Raw genomic sequence first — 21384 nt, forward strand, 5'->3', positions numbered from 1 at the left:
CGCCTGCCCACAATCCCCTTGCCCTCCCCCCTCGCTTTCCCGCATCTATGAAAGACAAGCAGCGAGGAAACCCCAGATGACCATCCATATCGGAGCCAAACCCGGCGACATCGCCGAAACCGTCCTGATGCCCGGCGATCCCTATCGCGCCAAATGGGCGGCTGAAACCTTCCTGGAAGACGCCACCTGCATCAACGAGGTGCGCGGCATGCTGGGCTTCACCGGCACATGGCGCGGCAACCGCGTCACCATCCACGGCTCGGGCATGGGCATGCCCTCCCTCTCGATCTATGCCAACGAACTGATCCGCGACTACAACGCCCAGACCCTGATCCGCATCGGCTCCTGCGGCGGCATGCAGCGCAAGGTCGAGGTCCGCGATGTGATCCTCGCCATGACCGCGTCGTCCCTGTCCACGCCGTCACGCGGCATCTTCAAGGAACTGAACTTCGCCCCCTGCGCCGACTATGGCCTCCTGCGCGCCGCCGCCGATGCCGCTGCCGCCAAGGGCGTCGCCACCCATGTGGGCGGCATCTATTCGTCCGATGTCTTCTACGATGAACGCCCCGACCTCAACGAACAGATGACCCGCCACGGCATCCTCGGCGTCGAGATGGAAGCCGCCGAACTCTACAACCTCGCCGCCCGCCACGGTCGCCGCGCCCTTGCCGTGCTCACCGTGTCCGATCACCTGCTGACCGGCGAGGCCCTGCCATCGGAAGATCGCGAACGCTCTTTCGGCGACATGGTCGAAATCGCGCTAGAGGCCGCCTTCGCCTAAGAGGTCGATCAAGGCCTGCAAGGGCGGGGCCACCGCGCCGCCCTTCACCCCCAGCTCAAGCCACCGCGGCAGGGCAACCCGCCCCTCAAACGGCGCCACCAGCGCGCCGCTTTCAAGGTGCCGCGCCACAAGGGCCGCGTGTCCCATCAACACCCCGGCTCCGTTCATCGCCTCTTCTACCGCGAGGGCATAAAGCGAATAGACCGGCCCCGCGACACGCACGCCTGCCCCTGTCTCCGCCAGCCACAGATCCCAGTCCTCTCCCCAGACCGCATCCGACAGACAGGGCACCCCGGCCAGATCCTCGACCCGCGCAAGCCTCTCCGCCAGCTCCGGCGCGCAGACCGGAAAGATCTCGTCCCGCGCCAGCCGCAGCCCCTCTCCCGCCCCATAAAACACCGTCAGGTCAAACGGCTCGCGCGCAAGGTTCGGCGCCTGCTCAAGCGCGGTTACTGACACCTCCATCTCCGGCAGGGCCGCGCGTATTTCCGGCAGGCGCGGCGACAACCACAACTGCGCCACCGCCGGCAATGCCGCCACATGCACCCGCTCGGGCCGCGCCGCCTCGCGCAACGCCGCCACAGCCGCGCCCAATGCGTCAAAGGCCAGCTCCATCTCGGGCAACACCCGCTGCCCCACCGCTGACAACACAACCCCCTGCGCCCGCCGCTCGAACAGATCGGCCCCGGCCCAGTCCTCAAGCTGCTTGACCTGCTGCGCCACCGCGCCGGGCGTCACGCACAATTCGTCCGCCGCCCGCGAAAACCCGCCAAGCCGCGCCGCCGCTTCAAAGGCACGCAGGGCATTCAAAGGCGGTCCCTTCGGGCGGGGTGGTTTGATCGACATATCATGAGCCTCAGATTTTCTAGGCCTAGATACCATGATTTCTGGTTTGCACCAATCCCCACCCCCGCGCCATGCTGCCCCCAACGACATCGGAGACAACCACCATGACCAACCTCGCCCCCCGCGCCTGGGTGCCCGCCGCCTGCGAAACCCGCGTGCAAACCATCGCCCAGGACACCGCCAACACCCCCAGCGACGCGATTGCCGACCGTATCGAAGCCCTCACCGCGCAAAACCGCCAGATCCACGAGGCCGACTGTTTCAACCTCAACCCCGCCACCAACGTCATGAACCCGCGCGCCGAGGCCCTCTTGGCCTCCGGTCTCGGCTCCCGCCCGTCCCTGGGCTATCCCGGCGACAAATACGAGATGGGCCTCGAAGCCATCGAGGAAATCGAAGTCATCGCCGCCGAACTGGCCGCAGAGGTCTTCGACGCCAAATATGCCGAAATCCGCGTGCCTTCCGGTGCCATCGCCAACCTCTATGCCTTCATGGCCCTCACCAAACCCGGCGACGCCATCATCACCCCACCCGCCAGCGTCGGGGGCCACGTCACCCACCACGCCGACGGCTGCGCCGGCCTCTATGGCCTGACCTCGCATCCCGCCCCCGTTGATGGAGACGGATACACCATTGATCTCGACGGCCTGCGCACACTCGCCCACCAGGTCAAGCCGACCCTGCTCACCATCGGCGGCTCTCTAAACCTCGCCGAACACCCCGTGGCCGAAATCCGCGCCATCGCCGACGAGGTCGGGGCGCATGTCCTGTTCGACGCGGCCCATCAATGCGGCATCATCGCTGGCAAAGCGTGGAAGAACCCGCTGGCCGAAGGCGCGCACCTGATGACCATGTCCACCTACAAAAGCCTCGGCGGCCCCGCCTCCGGCCTGATCGTCTCCGACGACGCGGACATCGCCGAACGTCTCGACAAGATCGCCTTCCCCGGTATGACGGCCAACTTCGACGTGGCCAAATCCGCCGCCCTCGCGATTTCGATGCTCGACTGGCGCGACTTCGGACAGGCCTATGCCGCGACCATGATCGACATGGCCCAGTCCCTCGCCGCCGCGTTGAAAACCGAGGGCCTGCCGATCTTCGAAACCCGCCACGGCCCCACCCTCTCGCACCAGTTCGCGGTCGAGGCGGCAGCCTTTGGCGGGGGGCAGGCCGCATCGAAAACCCTGCGCAAGGCGGGCTTCCTCGCCTGCGGCATTGGCCTGCCCATCGCGACGGTTGAAGGTGACATGAACGGCTTGCGCATCGGCACCCCAGAACTCGTGCGCTGGGGCATGACGTCGGACCACGCCCCCGAACTGGCCCGCCTGATCGCCGCCGCCCTGCGCAGCAACGATCCCGCAAGCCTCGCACCCGAGGTCGCAAACTGGCGGCAGAGCTTCAACAAGCTGCACTTCGTCCACGGCTAAAGCGCCCCGCAAAACGGGCGGCATGACCCCATGCCGCCCAAGGGGCCAGCATCAACACATCCTTAACCCGCGCGCTCCGTTAACGGATCAACTTGGGGGTATCCATACCGTCGCAATACCGACGTAATACCGACGCAATACAGACAGGGGTTTCGGCGTTAACCTTTATGAACCGTGGCTGCGGTCATAGCCATTCACAACAGGGCTTTCCCACCCCTCCAGCGCGCCATCCTGCGGCTTCAGGATTTCCACCAAAAGCGGATAGCACGCCGCCGCATCCGAACTGTGCTCGCTGGAACAATCCCCGCCCGGACAGGCGCTCAGGTTGCCCACTAGATCAATTTCGGCAAGGAAATCAAGGTGATCTCCGGGCCGCACCGGGCTTGCCTTCATAAAGTACTGCCCCGTATCCCGCGTGAAACCGGTGCACATGAAGACGTTCAGCACATCATGTACCATCCCCTCGATCTCGGCGGTCGGTTTGCCCGTCTCCTCGGCAAGGGCGCGGGTCAGGTTGGAATGGCAACAGTGATGGTACTGCGATCCGGCCAGAAGGTTGCCGGTATAGGGGTCACACCGCGTCCCGATCACGTCATGCACCGACCCGCCGTATTCATCCATCCCGTACCAATGCAGACTGTCATCGACGACCGTCGCCATCGGGCGCAGGTAGGGAAAAGACGACCACATCCGCTCGCCCGTGGTCAGGTGCGTCCCATGCAAAGCCCTTGTTTTACCGGAATAAAACCGCTCGTTCAGGTCATTGGCATTGTGCAGGTTCAAATCGCCAACCTGCGGCCCTTCGACGGAAACGATGCGGAAAAACGACCCGGCAGGCACATGAAACGTGCGCGCCTCGCGCGGTGGCACCAGAACCTCGCCCACCTTTTCGGCCCCCGCCAGCGCCGCCTGGTACATCGCCAGCGGCACCTCGGGCAGGGTTTCATTCGGGTAACAGATCACCGGCTTCACGGCACGGCGATCAGCAGCATCAGCGGGAGGGTTGGGCGCATGTGTCATGCGCGAACCCTGCCCGCCGCGCCGCTGATTTGGCAATCCCTATTTCACGGTGATGGTGATCACATCCGAGACAACCGGCGGATTGTGCGGCACGTGGAACTCGTCGCCCAGAACAAGCTGTAGCGTGTGGGTGCCCGGCTCAAGGTCCAGCGTCACCTCGGTCTGCCCGCCGCCAAAGTGACGATGGTTGTCATCCGTAGGAATGCCGTTCTCCAAAAGCTCCGCATCCTCGGCCCCTTCGCCCAATGCCGGGCGGTTCACGAACAGGTGGTGATGCCCCGTCCCTTCCCGCTCGGTTCCAGCCGGCGCAACCCCCATGCCCGACAACCCGAACCGGATCGTGACCGGCCCATCAACCATGGCCCCGTTCTCAAGGCCTATGAAATACACTTCCGCCCCCGGGTTCGATGGCGTCTCTCCCGCCCAGGCCGCGGTTCCCGCCAGCAGGGCCAACACACTCAAAACCTTACGCATTTTCTGTCTCCTCCAAGATTCCCTACCTGAAAGGATAGCGCCCCGCCCGATCACTTCAAAATAACGCCCGCGTCACCAGCCCGAAATGCAAATGGCGCCCCAGGGGACGCCATTTTGTCAAGCAAACCGGAATGTAGAAGATCAGGCGGCCTTTACATACTCGTAATAGGTCTCGTTGCCCTCTTTCGCTTGCGCCTTTGCAACAGTCTGCAGCGGCGGCTGATAATAGGCATAGGCCTGTTCCAGCAGCTCAAGCGCGCGTGCAGCGAAATCTTCAGGTTTGTCATCATATGAGTTCGACATGGTCATCTCCGAAAGCGTCAGAACTCCTCCCATGCGCGCGAACCTAGTCATGAATTCCCTGCATGACACCGCCCGATTTCGCATTCTGGCTATGCAGAAAATGCAAATATTGCAGCGGCCCGCGCCTTTACGTCGTCAGCATATGCCCCGCCAACCCCAGCGCGAAACCCATGACAGCCCCAAGTGGTGGCGTCCAGCTATGCCTGAGTGGCACCTGCGGCGCGACGTCCTGAAACAACAAGTATAGAATACCGCCCGACGAGAACATCATCACCGCCCCGAGCAGCGACGGCCAGTCCTGCAATACGAACATGCCCGTAAACGCCGCCAGCGGCCCAACCGGAACCATGAGGACAAACAAAAGCATCACCCGCCGTCCGGCCATGCCACTATCCCTCATTTCGCGGAAGGCATTGAACCCTTCCGGCAGGTTCTGAAGCGCGATCAGCACCGCCATCAGCACAGCAACCGAACGCTCGACAGCCAGCAAAGCGCCCAGCGCAAGCGCCTCGGGGAAATAGTCCAGCAGCATCGCAAGGAACTGCGCTGCATGGCTCCCGCGCCGTGCCAGTGCGCGATCCACCACAAGGAACACGAGCCCACCCGCCACGAACCAGAACAAGGCCGCCACCTCAGACAGGCGATCCACCCCTTCGGGCACCAGCACCAGCGCGATCGCGGAAATCAGCGCCCCGCCCCCGAAGGCCATCACGAAATGCTGAAGCCCGCGATCCTGGTCCGCAGGCAGCCATCGTTCCAGCCCAGTCAACGCGCCGCCCAAGGGCACGGATGCGCCCGCAAGCGTTGCCAACACCAAGGCCATCATCAAATCGCTCATGCCTGCCGCTCCGTGGTTTCCTCAAATTTTTCCAACGGATATCCTCGGCCGTCAAGCCGACCCTAAACGCAAAAAGCCCGCCAGATCGGCGGGCTTTCCGTTAACTTTCTGACCGTGGATCAGATATTGCGCTCGACCATCATCTTCTTGATCTCCGCAATCGCCTTCGCCGGATTCAACCCTTTCGGGCAGGTCTTGGCGCAGTTCATGATGGTGTGGCAGCGGTACAGCTTGAAGGGGTCTTCAAGGTTGTCCAGACGCTCACCGGTCGCCTCATCACGGCTGTCGATGATCCAGCGGTAGGCGTGCAGCAGGGCTGCCGGGCCGAGGTAGCGATCGCCGTTCCACCAGTAACTCGGGCAGGAGGTCGAGCAGGACGCGCACATCACGCACTCATACAGACCATCAAGTTTCTTGCGGTCTTCGATCGACTGCTTCCACTCTTTCGCCGGACGGTTGGTCTTGGTTTCCAGCCACGGCATGATCGATGCGTGCTGTGCATAGAAGTGGGTCAGGTCGGGGATCAGGTCTTTCACCACCGGCATGTGCGGCAGGGGATAGATTTTCACGTCGCCCTTGATCTCGTCCATGCCATAGATACAGGCCAGCGTGTTGATCCCGTCGATGTTCATCGCGCAGGAGCCACAGATCCCTTCACGGCAGGAGCGACGGAAGGTCAGGGTCGGGTCGATCTCGTTCTTGATCTTGATCAGCGCATCAAGAACCATCGGACCGCATTCATCCATGTCGAGGAAATAGGTATCCACGCGCGGGTTCTGGCCATCATCCGGGTTCCAGCGATAGATCTGGAATTTACGGATGTTGGTCGCGCCTTCGGGCTTGGGCCAAGTCTTACCGGTTGTGATCTTGGAATTCTTCGGAAGTGCGAATTCAACCATTGGTCTCTCTCCTTGCTTCGCCGCGCGCTGCCAAAGGCATGGTGCGGAACTCTTCTACCGGCATCTGCTGTGCAGACCGGAAATCGCTGGGGCCAGGCACAAGGATGCGCTTGGCAGTTTTCTGGATAAAGAGGGTCACTGGAACACCTCCTTGGAAATCGGCGCATGTGCAGCGATTTTTTTCACTATCTCTGCATTCTGCGAAAGTTGGCGCAGTGTGGCCACTTCATAGGGGCGATAGACAGCCAGCATCACAGCGCCCCCCGTTCATTCACGAACAGCGACGGATTGCCCTGAATAAGCTTGGCAACAGCCGTACGCGCAGTACGCGGCAGATCAAGACGGTTCACGAGCCGCAGGAACTCCAGCGAGCCTGCGTTCAGGCTCTCGTTGCTACGGCTCTTGGTCACCGACATCTCGGCAATCACGTCCTCGGGCACACCGGCAAGGCGCAGAAGCTGCGATCCCGGACGTTGCCGGTCGGCTTCGTCTTCGAGGGCCAAGAAATGCACCCGCTCGGCCCCGACAAACCCCTCAACCCGCTTTTGCAAAGCCGCCCAGCTATCGCAGCTGGCCGTATCCGCAAGGAAGGTCTCAAGCGTCTCGGTATAGTGGTCCGACTTGACCGCCTGATTGTGAACACTCACCTTCCAGGCATCCTGCTGGCGCGTATAGAACGCATAGTCCGGCACCAGGTCGCCAAGACGGTCTTCGAAAATCTCGAAAATCGCATCAAGACGCGGGAACAACTCGACCACGCCACTGCGCCCCGGCATCGCACCGGGGATATTTTCATGCGAAACGATACAGGTGGTTTTGACCGCCTCGACCTTGGCCCGCACCGCATCAAGCGCCGCCGCCAGATCCCCCTCGGTGCATCTGCCCAGACTGAACAAAGCGCACAACCGGCCCAACTCGCGGGTGGGTGTGCCTTTTTCGGGGGTAAGGATGGTCACATGCGCGCCCAACACGTCACGATTGCGCTGGACGAAATGGTGGAACGCGGTCGAAGCGGTTTTCTGAACGCCACAATGGACGATCAGCCGCTTTTCAACCCTATGCGTCATGCCGCGTTCCACCGGATTAGGCCTGCTTAGAAGGTCCGCGCCTTGGGCGCGATCTTCTTGAGGCTGATGCCGCCTTGGTCTTCGTTGGTCAGCGGATCAACGATCACCGGACGATAGGTCAGATCAACCTTGTTGCCCTCGACACGGCTGACGGTGTGAACCCGCCAGTTCTCGTCGTCACGCTCCGAGAAGTCCTCGTGTGCGTGCGCGCCGCGCGATTCCTTACGCGCTTCGGCACCCACGATGGTGGCCAGCGCGTTCGGCATCAGGTTGGTCAGTTCCAGCGTTTCCATCAGGTCCGAGTTCCAGACCAGCGAGCGATCGCTGACTTTCAGGTCGTCCATCTTGGCGGCAACGGCGGTCATCTTCTCGACGCCTTCCGCCATGGTCTTGGCGGTCCGGAACACGGCCGCGTCGGCCTGCATGGTTTTCTGCATCTCCAGACGCAGTTCCGCAGTCGCGATATTGCCGTCTGCATGGCGCAGACCGTCGAAACGATCAAAGGCCGCGTCAACCGACGCCTGGTTCAGAACCGGGTTCGGCGCATCTGCGTCAACAACCTTGCCGGCGCGGATCGCGGCGGCACGGCCAAAGACCACGAGGTCGATCAGCGAGTTCGAACCCAGACGGTTCGCACCGTGGACCGAGGCACAACCCGCTTCACCGACAGCCATCAGGCCCGGCACAACCGCAGTCGGGTCTTCGGCAGTCGGGTTCAGCACTTCACCCCAATAGTTGGTCGGAATACCGCCCATGTTGTAGTGAACGGTCGGCAGAACCGGGATCGGCTCCTTGGTCACGTCGACACCGGCAAAAATCTTCGCCGATTCCGAGATACCCGGCAGACGTTCGGCCAGCGCTTCGGCCGGCAGGTGGTTCAGGTTCAGGTGGATGTGATCGCCATCCTTGCCCACACCACGGCCTTCGCGGATTTCCATGGTCATCGAGCGCGAAACATAGTCACGCGGCGCGAGGTCCTTGTACTGCGGCGCATAGCGTTCCATGAAACGCTCGCCTTCCGAGTTGGTCAGGTAGCCGCCTTCACCGCGGGCACCCTCGGTGATCAGACAGCCCGAACCGTAGATGCCGGTCGGGTGGAACTGAACGAATTCCATGTCCTGCAGCGCGAGGCCCGCACGGGCCACCATGCCGCCACCGTCACCGGTACAGGTGTGTGCCGACGTCGCCGAGAAATAGGCACGGCCGTAACCACCGGTCGCCAGCACAACCATCTTCGCGTTGAAGACGTGCATGGTGCCGTCGTCCAGCTTCCAGCAGACAACACCCTGACATTGACCGTCTTCCGACATGATCAGGTCGATGGCGAAGTATTCGATATAGAATTCCGCGTTGTTCTTGACCGACTGGCCATAGAGCGTGTGCAGGATCGCGTGGCCGGTACGGTCGGCCGCAGCACAGGTCCGCTGCACGGCGGGACCTTCACCGAATTCGGTGGTGTGACCACCAAACGGACGCTGGTAGATCTTACCTTCCTCGGTCCGCGAGAACGGCACGCCATAGTGCTCAAGCTCATAAACCGCCTTGGGCGCTTCACGGGCAAGGTATTCCATCGCGTCGGTATCACCCAGCCAGTCCGACCCCTTGACGGTGTCGTACATGTGCCATTGCCAGCTGTCCGGCCCCATGTTGCCAAGCGAGGCGGCGATGCCGCCCTGTGCTGCAACAGTGTGGGAACGGGTCGGGAAAACCTTGGTCACGCAAGCGGTGCGCAGGCCCTGCTCGGCCATGCCGAGGGTGGCGCGCAGACCGGCGCCACCGGCACCGACAACGACCACGTCATATTCATGTGTTTCGTATTCGTAAGCAGCCATGTCTCAGCTCCTGGACTTAGAGGGCGATGCTCGCCAGGGCGAAAAGCCCGGTGGCGGCGACGGCATAGGCGATGCAGGTGCAGATGATGATAAGGAACTTCTTCTGCAAACCGCGGGTATAATCCTCGATCACCACCTGGATACCGTGGCGGAAGTGGATCATTGCAACGGTGATGGTCATACCGGCGATGATGGCCGGGAAAGGACGCTGGTAATAGGCGATCACTTCTTCATAGGTACCACCCAGGGCACAGCCAAAGGTGAAGACAAACAGCGGAACCAGGATCGCAAGACCCACGGCGCTGATGGTTTGGCCCCAGAAGTGTTCGGTCCCCGTGCGCGAGGAGCCACGGAATTCGGCGCGTTTACGGTCGGTCAGGAATGCCATTGTTCGATCTCCCTCAGACGATCAGCGCGATCACAACCGCCAGGACAACGGATCCAACGATCACGCCCTTGGCAAGTTTCTCGGCGAATTCGATTTCGAAACCGCGGCCCGTGTCCCAGTAAAGGTGACGCAGACCCGACAGGAAGTGGTAGCAGACAGCCCAGAGCGCCGCGAACATCACGACATCGCCGATGAACGAGGTCATCAGACCGTTCACGAAGTCAAAATATTCCGGCCCTGCCGCAGCGGCCAGGAACCACCAAACAACAAGAACGGCGGCACCCAGTAGGGCTACGCCAGTAATACGTGCAAAAATCGATGTCGCAGACGTGAGCTGCGGGCGGTAAATCGACAAATGCGGCGAAAGCGGGCGATTGCCCCGGTTCACATCAGCCATGTTGAATCCTTTCGGTTTCCCTCGCGTACCTAATTACCGGATTTTTCCGACGTGTCACGGTTTCAGACTTTGAATAGGCGCGGTTTTTTGGCGCAAGAGGGCAATTTTTGAGAAATTCGTGATCACACCCCATTTCTTGTGATCACATATTCAAATCTAACGAAATCAGTCAGGTTCCTAAGAATCAATTTCAACCGGTTTACCCGCTTCTGTCTGCAAAAGCCGACGTTTCTGCACGTCACAACGTCACTCGGCATTGTGATCACAAAAAGAAAGGGCACCATCTCTGGCACCCTCTCTCCTGTCAACACTTGGTACGCGCGACTTACATCGGCATCAACGCCCAGTAGTCGAGATCCAGAAGCACCTCGGGCTGGTACTTGCCGTCCTCACCACGCAGGGCAAAGGGCTCGCCCCCCTTGGTCGCCACAAGCCGCAGACGGATCGCACCGACACCCGGCACATTGGTGTCGGCCTTATCAAGAACCTCGGACCACGCCTTGACGGTCAGACCCGAAAACGCCGGGTTGGCATGTGCGCCACCGTTCAGGCCGACAATCATCTGCGCGTTTGCGAGGCCGTTGAACGACAAGGTCCGCGCCAGCGAAATGATGTGCCCGCCATAGATCAGGCGCTGCCCGTCGGGGCGGAAGGTGGCGTCAAAGTGCACCTTGGCCGTGTTCTGCCACAGGCGCGTGGCCATCATGTGCTCGGCCTCTTCCAGCGTCACACCATCCACGTGGTCGATCGTCTCGCCGATCTCGTAGTCGCCCCAGCGGTGCGGCTCGCCCGCCAGCGTGAAATCATAGTTCGAGAAATCAAGCCCCTCGGGGATCACCAGATCCTTGGCATCAATCACCTTGGCCAGCTCGGGCACCACGGTTTCGGGCGCGGGCGCGTCAACGTCACGTTTGCGCACCATCACCCAGCGCACGTATTCCATCACGACCTCGTCGTTCTGGTTCATGCCACGGGTCCGCACATAGACCACGCCGGTCTTGCCGTTCGAGTTCTGCTTGAGACCGATCACCTCGGAGGTCGAGCGCAGGGTATCGCCTTCGTAGACCGGCTTGAGCCAGCGGCCCTCGGCATAGCCAAGGTTCGCCACAGCATTCAGAGACACATCCGGAACGGTCTTGCCGAACACCACATGGAACGCCGCGAGATCGTCGATCGGCGCCTTCGGCAGGCCACAGGCCCGCGCGAATTCGTCCGAGGAATAAAGCGCGTGGCGCGCGGGATAAAGCGCGTGATACAGCGCCCGCTCGCCGCCCGACACGGTGCGCGGCACCGCGTGCTCGATCACCTGGCCAAGCGTGTAGTCTTCGAAAAACCGGCCCGGATTTGTCTTGGCCATCTACTGTTCTCCTAACTTGATGTCCGGGGAGTAGGTGCCATCCACCTCTTTCACCACGGCCTGCCCACAGCGCATCACACCGGTTTCGGCGTTGAACGCATACGTGGGGTCGCCATGCAGCTCCCACCCTTTGTTAAGGGCCTCTGTCACTTTGTGACAAAAGGCCGATGTGTCGTCTTCACTGAGAAATCGATAAAGCTTCATGGCCTCACACCGGATAAGGCCAGGGGCCGACCCAATAGTGGATGTAGCCAATCACCGCCATCAGCACGAGCGACGCCACCAGGAACATACCGTCCTTGGCATAGCTGCCCGCCGCGCCCGGGGTCCATTCCGGCTCTGCCTTGTTGATCAGCACCACCTCGGCCAGCGCCCAGACGAACAGCCCGCCAAACAGGATCACCGAGGCCAGATCGCCATTCACCAGAAGGTGCGCAAAGGCCCAGGCCCTGAAACCCGCAAGCTGCGGATGGCGCATACCGTTCAGGATACGGCCCTTCTTGGGGGCTGGGCTCATCATGAAAATGGCGACCAGAACAAGAAAGTTGTTCGCATGCACCGTCCAGGCGGGCGGATACCACAGGTCAACCACCTCGGCCGCACGATAGCCAATCACCATCAGCACTACGCTTATCACGAGGGCAACCGCGACAATCCCCTTGCCTGCATCGCCCATACGCGCCCGCGCATCCGGCATAAGACGTTTGAAAAAGTGGGCCCCCGCCCACAGAAGTACCCCAAGAACCAAAAGTGTCATCTCGCTCTCCGCTAGCTATATGGTCTTGGGGACAGACTTAACTCGCCAGCGCCGTGATTGCATCTGCCTTGGCAAGAATTTCCTTGGCGGTCACGACGTGCAGGTTTTCGACGATCTTGCCGTCGACAACCGCCACGCCCTCGCCCTTCGCTTCCGTTTCCTCGAAAGCGGCAATCTGGCGGCGGGCCAGATCGATCTCGGCTTCGGTCGGGGCAAAGGCTTCGTTGGCCACATCCACTTGCGCCGGGTGGATCAGCGTCTTGCCGTCCATACCCATGTCACGGCCCTGCTCGCATTCGGCGCGCAGACCGTCTGTGTCCTTGAACGCGTTGTAAACACCATCCACGATCACGATGCCCTCGGCCTTGGCCGCCAGCAGGCACAGCGACAGCGAGGTCAGCATCGGCAGGCGATCGGCACGGAAACGGCACTGGAGTTCCTTGGCAAGGTCATTCGTGCCCATCACGAAACCGGTCAGCTGCGGATGCGCCGCGATTTCGGCCGCGTTCAGCATACCGCGCGGGGTTTCCATCATCGCCCAGATCGGCTTGTCACCCACCAGCGCCGCCAGCGCGTCCACCTGCGCCGCACTTTCGACCTTGGGCAACAGCACCGCATCGCAATCCATCTCGGCTGCCGCCTTGGCGTCGGCTTCGCCCCATTGGGTATCCAGACCGTTGATACGGACAATCCGCATACGCGTCCCATACCCACCGGCCGCAAGCGAGGCTTTCAGGATATCGCGGGCATTGTCCTTCTCATCGACAGCCACGGCATCTTCGAGATCGAAAATGATCGCATCCACCGGCAGGGTCTTGGCCTTTTCAAGGGCACGCTCTCGCGAACCGGGGATGTAAAGTACCGAACGATAAGGACGTGCGCGCTGATCCATGAGTCTCTCCGAAACAAAGTTGCGCAAAAATGGACTTTTTTTACAGATAAGTTCAAGATGAAAAATGCCGCAGTGCAGAAGAAACCCTTCAGGACGCGGCGTTAACCCTTATTTCTCGCCTCATCCGGCATGCTTTTCGCATCAAATTCGCGGCGGGCTCACCCGCCCCAACGAAAGGCAGAGCAATGAAAGATGTATTTCTCCAAGCGACAATGGGCTTCGGCCTGCTGGTGCTGGCCGCCGATCAGGTGGCCGCACAACAAGGCAACTGCGCCCCGCGCGACGTGGTGCTTGAGCGCCTGAACGACAGCTATGGCGAAACCCGGCAGGCCATCGGCCTTGGCGCCAACAACGCGATTGTCGAGGTCTTCGCCGCCGAAACCGGCAGTTGGACAATCACCGTGACCTTCCCAAACGGCGCCACATGTCTCGTCGCCTCCGGTCAGGCCTACGAAACACTGGCCGAAACCCTGCCGGCGAAAGGCAACGACGCCTGAAGGGGCCCGCAACCTTCCTTGCGGACCCCAGATGAACAACGGGTTTGCGGATTAACCTCCGCCACCCTTACCGGAATTGTTACCAGGCCCCTTGTTGGGGTTGTTACCATGCGCGTTTTCACTTCCCCGCGCATTGTCACTTGCATTTTCGTTCGGCGTTCCCCCCTTATCGGCTGCCGCCGGGGTCACGAATGCACCGAACACAAGAACCGAGAGTACGAGTACGAGACTTTTCATTGTCTTTCCTCCCTGGGAATGTCGCCAATGAAACCCACCGCAACCGCTCGTAGACGCATATCATACCACAACACCCCGCGCCGACCGCAGGGATCGGCAATATCCTGCCGTCAACTCAGCGCATCCCACACCAGCTTGCCTCCTGTCAGACCAAGCAGCACATAGGTCACGGCAAAGTACAGGCGCTCCGGCACCATGTGATGTGCCTTGACCCCGACCCACGCCCCAAGCAGGGCAAAGGGTGCCAGCCAGAGATCGATGACAAGGTTCTCCAGCGTGAACACCCCAAGAAACGCATAGGGCACCGCCTTGGCGATATTGATGACCCAGAAGATCAGAACCGTGGTCGCCTGATAGGTCGTCTTCCCCACCCCGCGCGACAAAAGGTAAACCGCCACCGGCGGCCCGCCCGCGTGGCTGATAAAACTCGTGAAGCCCGCAGCGACACCGGCCAGCAGCCCGCCCCAGACGGGGATCGGCGCACGCGCCCGCGCCGCGGGCCAAAGCCGCCACAGCACAAACCCAAGCGCCACGGTCCCGATCAGCAGGCGCAACAGGTCGTCATCGGCCACCGTGAACAAACCCGCCCCCAGCGCGACACCGGGAACTCCGCCAAGGATCAACACCTTCGCATCCCCCCAGCTCCACTTTCCCCAATAGGGTCGCAACGTCGCCACGTCGATCAGCATCAACAGCGGCAGCATGATCCCCAGGGCCTGTGCGGGCGGCAGGACAATCGCCAGAATCGCCGCGCTGGCAAAGGCCGCGCCCGAGCCGAAACCACCCTTCGAGATGCCTGCAAACACCACCGCGGGCGCCGCGATCAGAAAAAACCCGATCTCCAATGTTACCGCTCCCGCGCCATAAAAATCCCCTGTCAACCGGAGTTTATGACCGATTTACGACATCTCAAGCCCAATCCGCGCCGCTGCGCCGCAGCGCAAAAACCTTGCGTCACGGGCTTTTACGCCCTAAGCCACCCTCGAAAAATTAATCGGACCGGAGAGATTTCCCATGGCCAGACCCAAGATTGCCCTTATCGGCGCAGGCAACATCGGCGGCACGCTCGCCCACCTCGCAGCTATCAAAGAACTGGGCGACGTAGTTCTGTTCGACATCGCTGACGGCCTGCCCCAGGGCAAGGCGCTCGACATCGCAGAATCCGGCCCCGTCGAGAAAATCGACGCCGCAATGTCCGGCTCGAGCGACTACTCGGCCATCGCTGGCGCCGACGTCTGCATCGTGACCGCAGGTGTGGCACGTAAACCCGGCATGAGCCGCGATGACCTGCTGGGCATCAACCTCAAAGTCATGAAATCGGTTGGCGAAGGCATCCGCGACAACGCACCGGACGCATTCGTGATCTGCATCACCAACCCGCTCGACGCGATGGTCTGGGCTCTGCAGAAATTCTCGGGCCTGCCCACCAACAAGGTCTGCGGCATGGCAGGCGTTCTCGACTCCGCTCGCTTCCGCCACTTCCTGGCCGAAGAGTTCAACGTCTCGATGCGCGACGTTACCGCCTTCGTTCTGGGCGGCCACGGCGACACCATGGTACCTTCGGTACGTTACTCGACCGTTGCCGGTATCCCGCTCCCCGACCTGATCGAAATGGGCTGGACCACCCAGGAGAAACTGGACGCGATGGTTCAGCGTACCCGTGACGGTGGCGCCGAGATCGTTGGCCTTCTGAAAACCGGTTCGGCCTTCTACGCGCCGGCCGCGTCGGCCATCGAAATGGCAGAAGCCTACCTGAAAGACCAGAAGCGCGTCCTGCCTTGCGCCGCCTACTGTGACGGCGACCTGGGCGTGAAAGACATGTACGTTGGCGTTCCGACCGTGATCGGCGCTGGCGGTGTCGAGAAAGTCGTCAACATCAAGCTCAACAAAGAAGAGCAGGAAATGTTCGACGTGTCGGTCAAGGCCGTTCAAGGTCTGGTTGACGCCTGCAAAGGCATCGACGGCTCGCTGGCCTAAAACTCTGGTGCGCCGGAGCATGACTTCGGCGCACACCATTCCGCCTGAAAAGAGCGGCTCTTTTCCCCGCACTGCAATTTCACGCGTCTATTCTGATCCAAGGTACTTGGCCAATGTCAGAATCAAAAGTTGCAAGCACCTGCAATGATCAGGGCTTCGTGTTCGCAACAACCGGACCCGAATATACGATACTCGCCCAGCGCGCCGCGCGGACACTTCGTCTGCACATGCCAGACGCAAATGTCGACTTGTTCACGGATCAACAGGTCGAAGACACGGTTTTCAACAAGGTTTTCAAACTGGAACGATCATGGTTTCGCCCCAAAATCGAAGCTATGCGGAAGACTAGGTTTGAGAGAACCGTCATTCTGGACGCGGACATCATTGTCTTGATGGATGTCTCCGAACTCTTTGATGTGTTGCACGATTTTGACCTTGCCGCCGCAGGCGCGCTCAACCGAGGTCCGGTCGTCACAAAAACAAATCCCCCGATCCCGCGGTCGTTTCCGTTCCTGAACTCAGGTGTCCTTGGCATTCGAAAATCCGCCAAGATGGAGGCCTTCTCAGAGGAATGGGAGCGTAGACTGGACGAAACCCAGGCCCCCTACGATCAGATTATTCTGCGGCAGATGCTCTATGAAGACATGGCTAAATTCTGCGTGTATCCGCAGGAATACAACATCTTTGATGTCGCCGCCTTCGATAGGTGGCGCCCCATTCACGGCGCACCGCGCATCTTGCACCTCACCGAGCTTCACAAAAGGCCGCCCGGATCTCCTCTCGATCCATTCGATCTCCGAGCCGAAATTGGTCAAATTCGAGGGGATCATGTTTCAAAGCTGATTCAATTCGATGAGCATATCGGCCAAGGGAAAACGTTTCAAAGTGGGGTCCTCTACATCAATTCCGAAGAAGAACTGGAACTCACCCAAAAGAGGTTGCGCACGTTTCGCAAAAACAAGAACCAGGGCAAGAAGTGGCGGGGAGGCCAAATGCACGAACCTGGGCGAGACTAGGAAAACACTTGTTCGCCCGGAACCACCCCCCCTTCAAATCTATTGCTAAACCATCCAGATCCTTCTCACGGCTCTGCATATCAGCTTATATGACGTCAAAGCGTTACAAGGTTTCCAGCACGGCACAGCATCGCTTAACGCATTGATTCCTTCGGATATGAGCCGTCAAACCATTTTTGTGATCACTAAAAATTTGAGTGTGATCACAAAATGCGGAAAAACGATCCAAAACGCCGCAGTATGGAAAAAAACGCTTAGACAGTCCCATGTCCTGTGCCAAAACGCTCGGCAACCGCAGCAAGATGGGACAGTTCAATGAACATCCACGAATATCAGGCGAAGGCTCTGCTTCGCACCTACGGTGCCCCCGTTTCCGAGGGCCGTGTCGTTCTCAAGGCCGAAGATGCAAAAACCGCAGCTGGTGAACTCGACGGCCCGCTCTGGGTGGTCAAGGCACAGATCCACGCAGGTGGTCGCGGCAAGGGCTCGTTCAAAGAGGCCGACGCTGGTGAAAAGGGCGGTGTCCGCCTGACCAAGTCGGTTGAAGAAGCCGCCGAAGAAGCCAAGAAGATGCTGGGCCGCACCCTTGTGACCCACCAGACCGGCCCGGCCGGCAAGCAAGTCAACCGCATCTACATCGAAGCCGGTTCCGGCATCGAGCGCGAACTCTATCTCGCCCTGCTGGTTGACCGCGTCACCTCGCGCGTCTCCTTCGTCTGCTCGACCGAAGGCGGCATGGACATCGAGGAAGTCGCCGCATCGACCCCGGAAAAGATCCTGTCGTTCTCGGTTGACCCGGCCACCGGCTACCAGGCCTACCACGGCCGCCGCATCGCCTTCTCGCTGGGCCTCGAAGGCAAGCAGGTCAAGGAATGCGTTGCCCTGATGGGTCAGCTCTACAAAGCCTTCATCGAGAAGGACATGGAGATGCTGGAAATCAACCCGCTGATCGTCACCGACGAGGGTTCGCTCAAGGTGCTCGACGCCAAGCTGGGTTTTGACGGCAACGCTGTCTATCGCCACCAGGACGTTGCCGCTCTGCGCGACGAGACCGAAGAAGACCCCAAAGAGCTGGAAGCGTCGAAATACGACCTGAACTACATCGCTCTGGACGGTGAAATCGGCTGCATGGTGAACGGCGCGGGCCTCGCGATGGCCACCATGGACATCATCAAGCTTTATGGCGCGGAACCGGCAAACTTCCTCGACGTTGGTGGCGGCGCCACCAAAGAGAAGGTGACCGAAGCCTTCAAGATCATCACCTCGGACCCGAACGTCAAAGGCATCCTGGTGAACATCTTCGGCGGCATCATGCGCTGTGACGTCATCGCCGAGGGCGTTGTTGCCGCAGTGAAAGAAGTTGGCCTCGAAGTGCCGCTGGTTGTCCGCCTCGAAGGCACCAACGTTGAAAAGGGCAAGGAGATCATCAACACCTCCGGCCTCAACGTGATCGCCGCCGACAACCTCAGCGACGGCGCCGAAAAGATCGTGAAAGCGGTCAAGGGCTAAAACCTCTTCGGGTGGCCTGCCTTGGGCCACCCGCTCCCCCCCTGTTATTCTGCATGAGCGTCTAGATGGAAATCATCGTTCATATCGGCCGCCCCAAGACCGGCTCCACCACGATCCAGTCTTTCCTTGATCTGAACAAGGAAGCTCTGGTGGATCAGGGCATTCACTATGCGGCCGAGCTCAGCAACACGCCGAGCCAGAAAGAATTCGCCATCGCGGCCTGCGATTTCGGCGACATGAAAGTGCCCGCAGGCTCCGTGCGCACCATGGCCAAGATCACCGGCCGTGAATCGCTGCGCAAATACGCGGCCGCCTTCGAAGAGAAATTCGCCGCAGCCCGCGCCAAGCTGGGCAAGGACGACACGCTCGTCATCTCCTGCGAACAGATCAGCGTCTGGTTCCAGAAGGTCGAGAAGATCAAGAAGGTCGACGCCTACTTCAAACAGTTCGCCGACAAGGTGCGCTATGTCATCTACCTGCGCCGTCAGGAAGACGTGATCCCCTCGTCCTACTCGCAGCGTATCAAGGTGGGCCAGACGATCTCCTTCCAGGAACACATCGACGGGCTGATCAAGAAACTCGACTACAACAAGATGGTCTCCAACTGGGCCGAGGCCGTGGGCAAGGACAACATCCTGCCTGCCCTGCTCGAACCCGACTATCTGCTGAACGGCGATCTTGTGGATGATCTCTGCCAGTTGCTGAAGATTGATCGCAGCGGTCTGAAAACCCCGCCGCGCGCCAACGAAGCACTCTCGGTGGATGCCACGACCGTGCTGCGCATCCTGAACGAGATCGAACCCTTCGCCACCCCCGAAGGCGATTACAACCCGCGCCGCACGGGTGTCCTGACCAAGCTGATGGAGATGTCGATCGGCGGCGATCGCCAGGGCCTGACCCGCGATCAGTACGAAGCCCTCCGCAATGCGATGGACCCACACAACGAACAGCTGCGCGCCGCCTTCTTCCCCGAGCGCGAGGTGCTGTTTCCCCGCCGCCCGGACCAGAAACTCGTCGAACCCCAGGAAGAGACGAACACCGACGCAATCGAATTGGCCCTTCGCCTGAACTATGGCGCCGAGCCCAAACCAACCACGTAATTCACTGAACTGAGGAACCACAAAAATGGCCGTACTCGTAGACGAAAACACCAAAGTTATCTGCCAGGGCTTCACCGGCTCGCAAGGCACCTTCCACTCGGAGCAGGCAATCGCCTATGGCACCCAGATGGTCGGCGGCGTCACCCCCGGCAAAGGTGGCAACGAACACCTGGGCCTGCCCGTGTTCAACTCGGTCCACGAGGCCAAGGCGAAAACCGAAGCCAACGCCTCGGTGATCTACGTGCCCCCGCCCTTCGCGGCCGACTCGATCCTCGAAGCCATCGACGCCGAGATGGAACTGATCGTCTGCATCACCGAAGGCATTCCGGTGCTGGACATGATGAAAGTAAAGCGCGCGCTCGAGAACTCCTCGTCGCGCCTGATCGGCCCGAACTGCCCCGGCATCATCACCCCCGACGCCTGCAAGATCGGCATCATGCCCGGCCACATCCACAAGCGTGGCTCGGTTGGCGTTGTCTCGCGCTCGGGTACCCTGACCTATGAAGCCGTGAAACAGACCGCAGACATCGGCCTCGGCCAGTCGACCGCCGTCGGTATCGGTGGCGACCCGATCAAGGGCACCGAGCACATCGACGTCCTCGACATGTTCCTGTCGGACGAAGAAACCCAGTCGATCATCATGATCGGCGAGATCGGTGGTTCGGCCGAAGAAGAAGCCGCAGAATTCCTCGCCAACGAGCGCAAGAAAGGCCGCTGGAAGCCGGTCGCTGGCTTCATCGCGGGCCGCACCGCACCTCCGGGCCGCCGCATGGGCCACGCCGGTGCCATCGTTGCCGGTGGTAAAGGCGGCGCGGAAGACAAGATCGCAGCCATGAACGAAGCTGGCATCGTGGTCGCCGACAGCCCCGCAGGCCTCGGCGAAGCCATGCTGAAAGCCATCGAACTCGGCTAAACCAACCTCGTCCCGGGGCATACCCCGGGACCACGACCGGAGGCCCCGGGACAAGCCCGGGGCGCGACACGCATGAAGGCCAACGCCAAGGCACATGAACATAGGGCAGCGCCTGACCCTGGGGGGGCGCCAAGCGCCCTCCCGTGGGGAGGGTCGGGCGCTGCCCGGCGTTGCCGCCGGGCGGGGATTGCCGCAATTGCCGCGGCGCTTTCAAGCTTAATGCTCACGTCGCCTTCACTGGCCGGTGCATCACTTGTCGACAAAACAATGCTTGCCTGTGGAAAGGCCATGGAATTTGGCCCTAACCTCAAGAGCACTTTAAGCTCTTTCGGCTGGATTGAATTCTCCGCGCCGCTGTCAAAGCGATTCTCCAGACTCGCCCATGACGGATACGGCCTTTTGTTTTCGCTGGATCCGGAAAGTGAAATGGACTGGAACGAAGTCCTGGAGACTGGCAAATCCTTTACCAGCCACCATCTCGAGATGTTGCAACGAGGCGACGCTTGGGGCTTTGTCGATACCAAGAATCCCAAAGCGGTTCTTTTGGTGATCGGGTCAACAAAAAACGGCAAAATCGACCTTGAGTGCCTTTACGCAGGACCGTCCTCTGAGCAATCCGACAAGATGTTGGATGAGCTGAGAGAACGCTACAAACAGCTAGGCATCACTCAGATGCACCCGGAAGCCCATCTTGCCTACGGAGAACTCAACTCAGAGATTGGCTCTCCAACCAGAAGCGCAGTGTTGTCCATACAGATTGCGAAATACCTAGAACCAATGAACGGCATTTGGGGAAGGCCTGCTCGTGTAGAGACAGCTTTCTCTATTCGCAAACAATCCAAGAAGTGAGGCTTCGA

Annotated in this window: 26 protein-coding genes; 9 read left to right on the forward strand and 17 right to left on the reverse strand. The window is 60.4% G+C overall.

What is annotated here, in order from left to right:
- The first annotated feature begins 76 nt into the window (after positions 1-76).
- Complete coding sequence (gene deoD / locus NNA36_RS01160) at positions 77-781, forward strand: purine-nucleoside phosphorylase (protein WP_255103465.1); 705 nt, start codon at positions 77-79, stop codon at positions 779-781.
- Here deoD and NNA36_RS01165 read toward each other — a convergent pair.
- Positions 761-1627, reverse strand: coding sequence for a LysR family transcriptional regulator (locus tag NNA36_RS01165; protein WP_303623607.1), 867 nt, complete (start codon positions 1625-1627; stop codon positions 761-763). The two genes, deoD and NNA36_RS01165, sit on opposite strands and share 21 nt — an antisense overlap.
- A 104-nt stretch (positions 1628-1731) precedes the next feature.
- Between NNA36_RS01165 and glyA the strand changes: the two genes are divergently transcribed.
- Positions 1732-3054: a serine hydroxymethyltransferase gene (gene glyA / locus NNA36_RS01180; protein WP_255103466.1), complete on the forward strand. Its 1323-nt coding sequence runs from the start codon at positions 1732-1734 to the stop codon at positions 3052-3054.
- Positions 3055-3219: 165 nt separating this feature from the next.
- Here the strand turns inward: glyA and NNA36_RS01185 are convergent, their stop codons facing one another.
- The 14 genes from NNA36_RS01185 to NNA36_RS01250 all read right to left on the reverse strand — a co-directional run bounded on the left by NNA36_RS01185 (position 3220) and on the right by NNA36_RS01250 (position 13278).
- Complete coding sequence (locus NNA36_RS01185) at positions 3220-4074, reverse strand: DUF1989 domain-containing protein (RefSeq protein WP_255103467.1); 855 nt, start codon at positions 4072-4074, stop codon at positions 3220-3222.
- A gap of 39 nt (positions 4075-4113) precedes the next feature.
- Entirely contained in the window at positions 4114-4548 is a 435-nt protein-coding gene (locus tag NNA36_RS01190) for a DUF4399 domain-containing protein (RefSeq protein WP_255103469.1), read from the reverse strand.
- Between the two features lie 141 nt (positions 4549-4689).
- On the reverse strand, positions 4690-4902 hold the full coding sequence (locus NNA36_RS01195) for a hypothetical protein (RefSeq protein WP_255103470.1): 213 nt from the start codon (positions 4900-4902) through the stop codon (positions 4690-4692).
- Positions 4903-4978: 76 nt separating this feature from the next.
- Positions 4979-5689 carry a ZIP family metal transporter gene (locus tag NNA36_RS01200; RefSeq protein WP_255103472.1) on the reverse strand — a complete coding sequence of 237 codons (711 nt, stop codon included), beginning with the start codon at positions 5687-5689 and terminating at the stop codon, positions 4979-4981.
- 119 nt (positions 5690-5808) lie between these two features.
- Complete coding sequence (locus tag NNA36_RS01205; RefSeq protein WP_255103475.1) at positions 5809-6588, reverse strand: succinate dehydrogenase iron-sulfur subunit; 780 nt, start codon at positions 6586-6588, stop codon at positions 5809-5811.
- Positions 6581-6727 (reverse strand): hypothetical protein, encoded by a 147-nt coding sequence (locus NNA36_RS01210; protein ID WP_255103478.1) that lies wholly within the window; start codon positions 6725-6727, stop codon positions 6581-6583. Before NNA36_RS01210 ends, NNA36_RS01205 begins: the two co-directional genes overlap by 8 nt.
- Positions 6728-6839: 112 nt before the next feature.
- Positions 6840-7655: a hypothetical protein gene (locus NNA36_RS01215; RefSeq protein WP_255103480.1), complete on the reverse strand. Its 816-nt coding sequence runs from the start codon at positions 7653-7655 to the stop codon at positions 6840-6842.
- Positions 7656-7681: 26 nt separating this feature from the next.
- On the reverse strand, positions 7682-9487 hold the full coding sequence (gene sdhA / locus NNA36_RS01220; protein WP_255103482.1) for a succinate dehydrogenase flavoprotein subunit: 1806 nt from the start codon (positions 9485-9487) through the stop codon (positions 7682-7684).
- 16 nt (positions 9488-9503) lie between these two features.
- Positions 9504-9875 carry a succinate dehydrogenase, hydrophobic membrane anchor protein gene (gene sdhD / locus NNA36_RS01225; RefSeq protein WP_255103484.1) on the reverse strand — a complete coding sequence of 124 codons (372 nt, stop codon included), beginning with the start codon at positions 9873-9875 and terminating at the stop codon, positions 9504-9506.
- Positions 9876-9888: 13 nt separating this feature from the next.
- A complete protein-coding gene (sdhC, locus tag NNA36_RS01230; RefSeq protein WP_255103486.1) occupies positions 9889-10272 on the reverse strand; it encodes a succinate dehydrogenase, cytochrome b556 subunit in 384 nt (127 codons plus the stop codon).
- 325 nt (positions 10273-10597) lie between these two features.
- Positions 10598-11629, reverse strand: coding sequence for a MaoC family dehydratase (locus NNA36_RS01235; RefSeq protein WP_255103488.1), 1032 nt, complete (start codon positions 11627-11629; stop codon positions 10598-10600).
- The gene (locus tag NNA36_RS01240) at positions 11630-11833 is read right to left on the reverse strand and encodes a DUF1737 domain-containing protein (protein ID WP_255103490.1); all 204 of its coding nucleotides are present in this window, start codon (positions 11831-11833) and stop codon (positions 11630-11632) included.
- Between the two features lie 4 nt (positions 11834-11837).
- Positions 11838-12386, reverse strand: a complete 549-nt coding sequence (locus NNA36_RS01245) for an NnrU family protein (RefSeq protein ID WP_255103492.1) — start codon at positions 12384-12386, stop codon at positions 11838-11840.
- A gap of 37 nt (positions 12387-12423) precedes the next feature.
- Positions 12424-13278, reverse strand: coding sequence for a CoA ester lyase (locus tag NNA36_RS01250; protein ID WP_255103494.1), 855 nt, complete (start codon positions 13276-13278; stop codon positions 12424-12426).
- A 185-nt stretch (positions 13279-13463) separates the two neighbouring features.
- Between NNA36_RS01250 and NNA36_RS01255 the strand changes: the two genes are divergently transcribed.
- A complete protein-coding gene (locus tag NNA36_RS01255; RefSeq protein WP_255103496.1) occupies positions 13464-13775 on the forward strand; it encodes a hypothetical protein in 312 nt (103 codons plus the stop codon).
- A 51-nt stretch (positions 13776-13826) separates the two neighbouring features.
- Here NNA36_RS01255 and NNA36_RS01260 read toward each other — a convergent pair whose 3' ends face one another.
- Positions 13827-14012, reverse strand: coding sequence for a hypothetical protein (locus NNA36_RS01260; RefSeq protein ID WP_255103498.1), 186 nt, complete (start codon positions 14010-14012; stop codon positions 13827-13829).
- Positions 14013-14122: 110 nt separating this feature from the next.
- Complete coding sequence (locus tag NNA36_RS01265) at positions 14123-14857, reverse strand: sulfite exporter TauE/SafE family protein (protein ID WP_255103500.1); 735 nt, start codon at positions 14855-14857, stop codon at positions 14123-14125.
- A 169-nt stretch (positions 14858-15026) separates the two neighbouring features.
- On the opposite strand from NNA36_RS01265, the gene mdh reads away from it, so the two are divergent.
- From mdh to NNA36_RS01295, 6 genes are all read left to right on the forward strand, one after another.
- Positions 15027-15989, forward strand: coding sequence for a malate dehydrogenase (mdh, locus tag NNA36_RS01270; protein ID WP_255103502.1), 963 nt, complete (start codon positions 15027-15029; stop codon positions 15987-15989).
- A gap of 113 nt (positions 15990-16102) precedes the next feature.
- Complete coding sequence (locus NNA36_RS01275; RefSeq protein WP_255103505.1) at positions 16103-17005, forward strand: putative nucleotide-diphospho-sugar transferase; 903 nt, start codon at positions 16103-16105, stop codon at positions 17003-17005.
- A gap of 315 nt (positions 17006-17320) precedes the next feature.
- The gene (sucC, locus tag NNA36_RS01280) at positions 17321-18514 is read left to right on the forward strand and encodes an ADP-forming succinate--CoA ligase subunit beta (RefSeq protein WP_255103506.1); all 1194 of its coding nucleotides are present in this window, start codon (positions 17321-17323) and stop codon (positions 18512-18514) included.
- 65 nt (positions 18515-18579) lie between these two features.
- The gene (locus tag NNA36_RS01285) at positions 18580-19614 is read left to right on the forward strand and encodes a hypothetical protein (RefSeq protein ID WP_255103508.1); all 1035 of its coding nucleotides are present in this window, start codon (positions 18580-18582) and stop codon (positions 19612-19614) included.
- 25 nt (positions 19615-19639) lie between these two features.
- Positions 19640-20527 carry a succinate--CoA ligase subunit alpha gene (gene sucD, locus NNA36_RS01290; RefSeq protein WP_255103511.1) on the forward strand — a complete coding sequence of 296 codons (888 nt, stop codon included), beginning with the start codon at positions 19640-19642 and terminating at the stop codon, positions 20525-20527.
- A gap of 72 nt (positions 20528-20599) precedes the next feature.
- The gene (locus tag NNA36_RS01295) at positions 20600-21376 is read left to right on the forward strand and encodes a hypothetical protein (RefSeq protein ID WP_255103512.1); all 777 of its coding nucleotides are present in this window, start codon (positions 20600-20602) and stop codon (positions 21374-21376) included.
- The last annotated feature ends 8 nt before the right edge of the window (positions 21377-21384 follow it).

It is taken from the genome of Shimia sp. CNT1-13L.2, assembly GCF_024331145.1.
Taxonomy (GTDB): Bacteria; Pseudomonadota; Alphaproteobacteria; order Rhodobacterales; family Rhodobacteraceae; genus Shimia.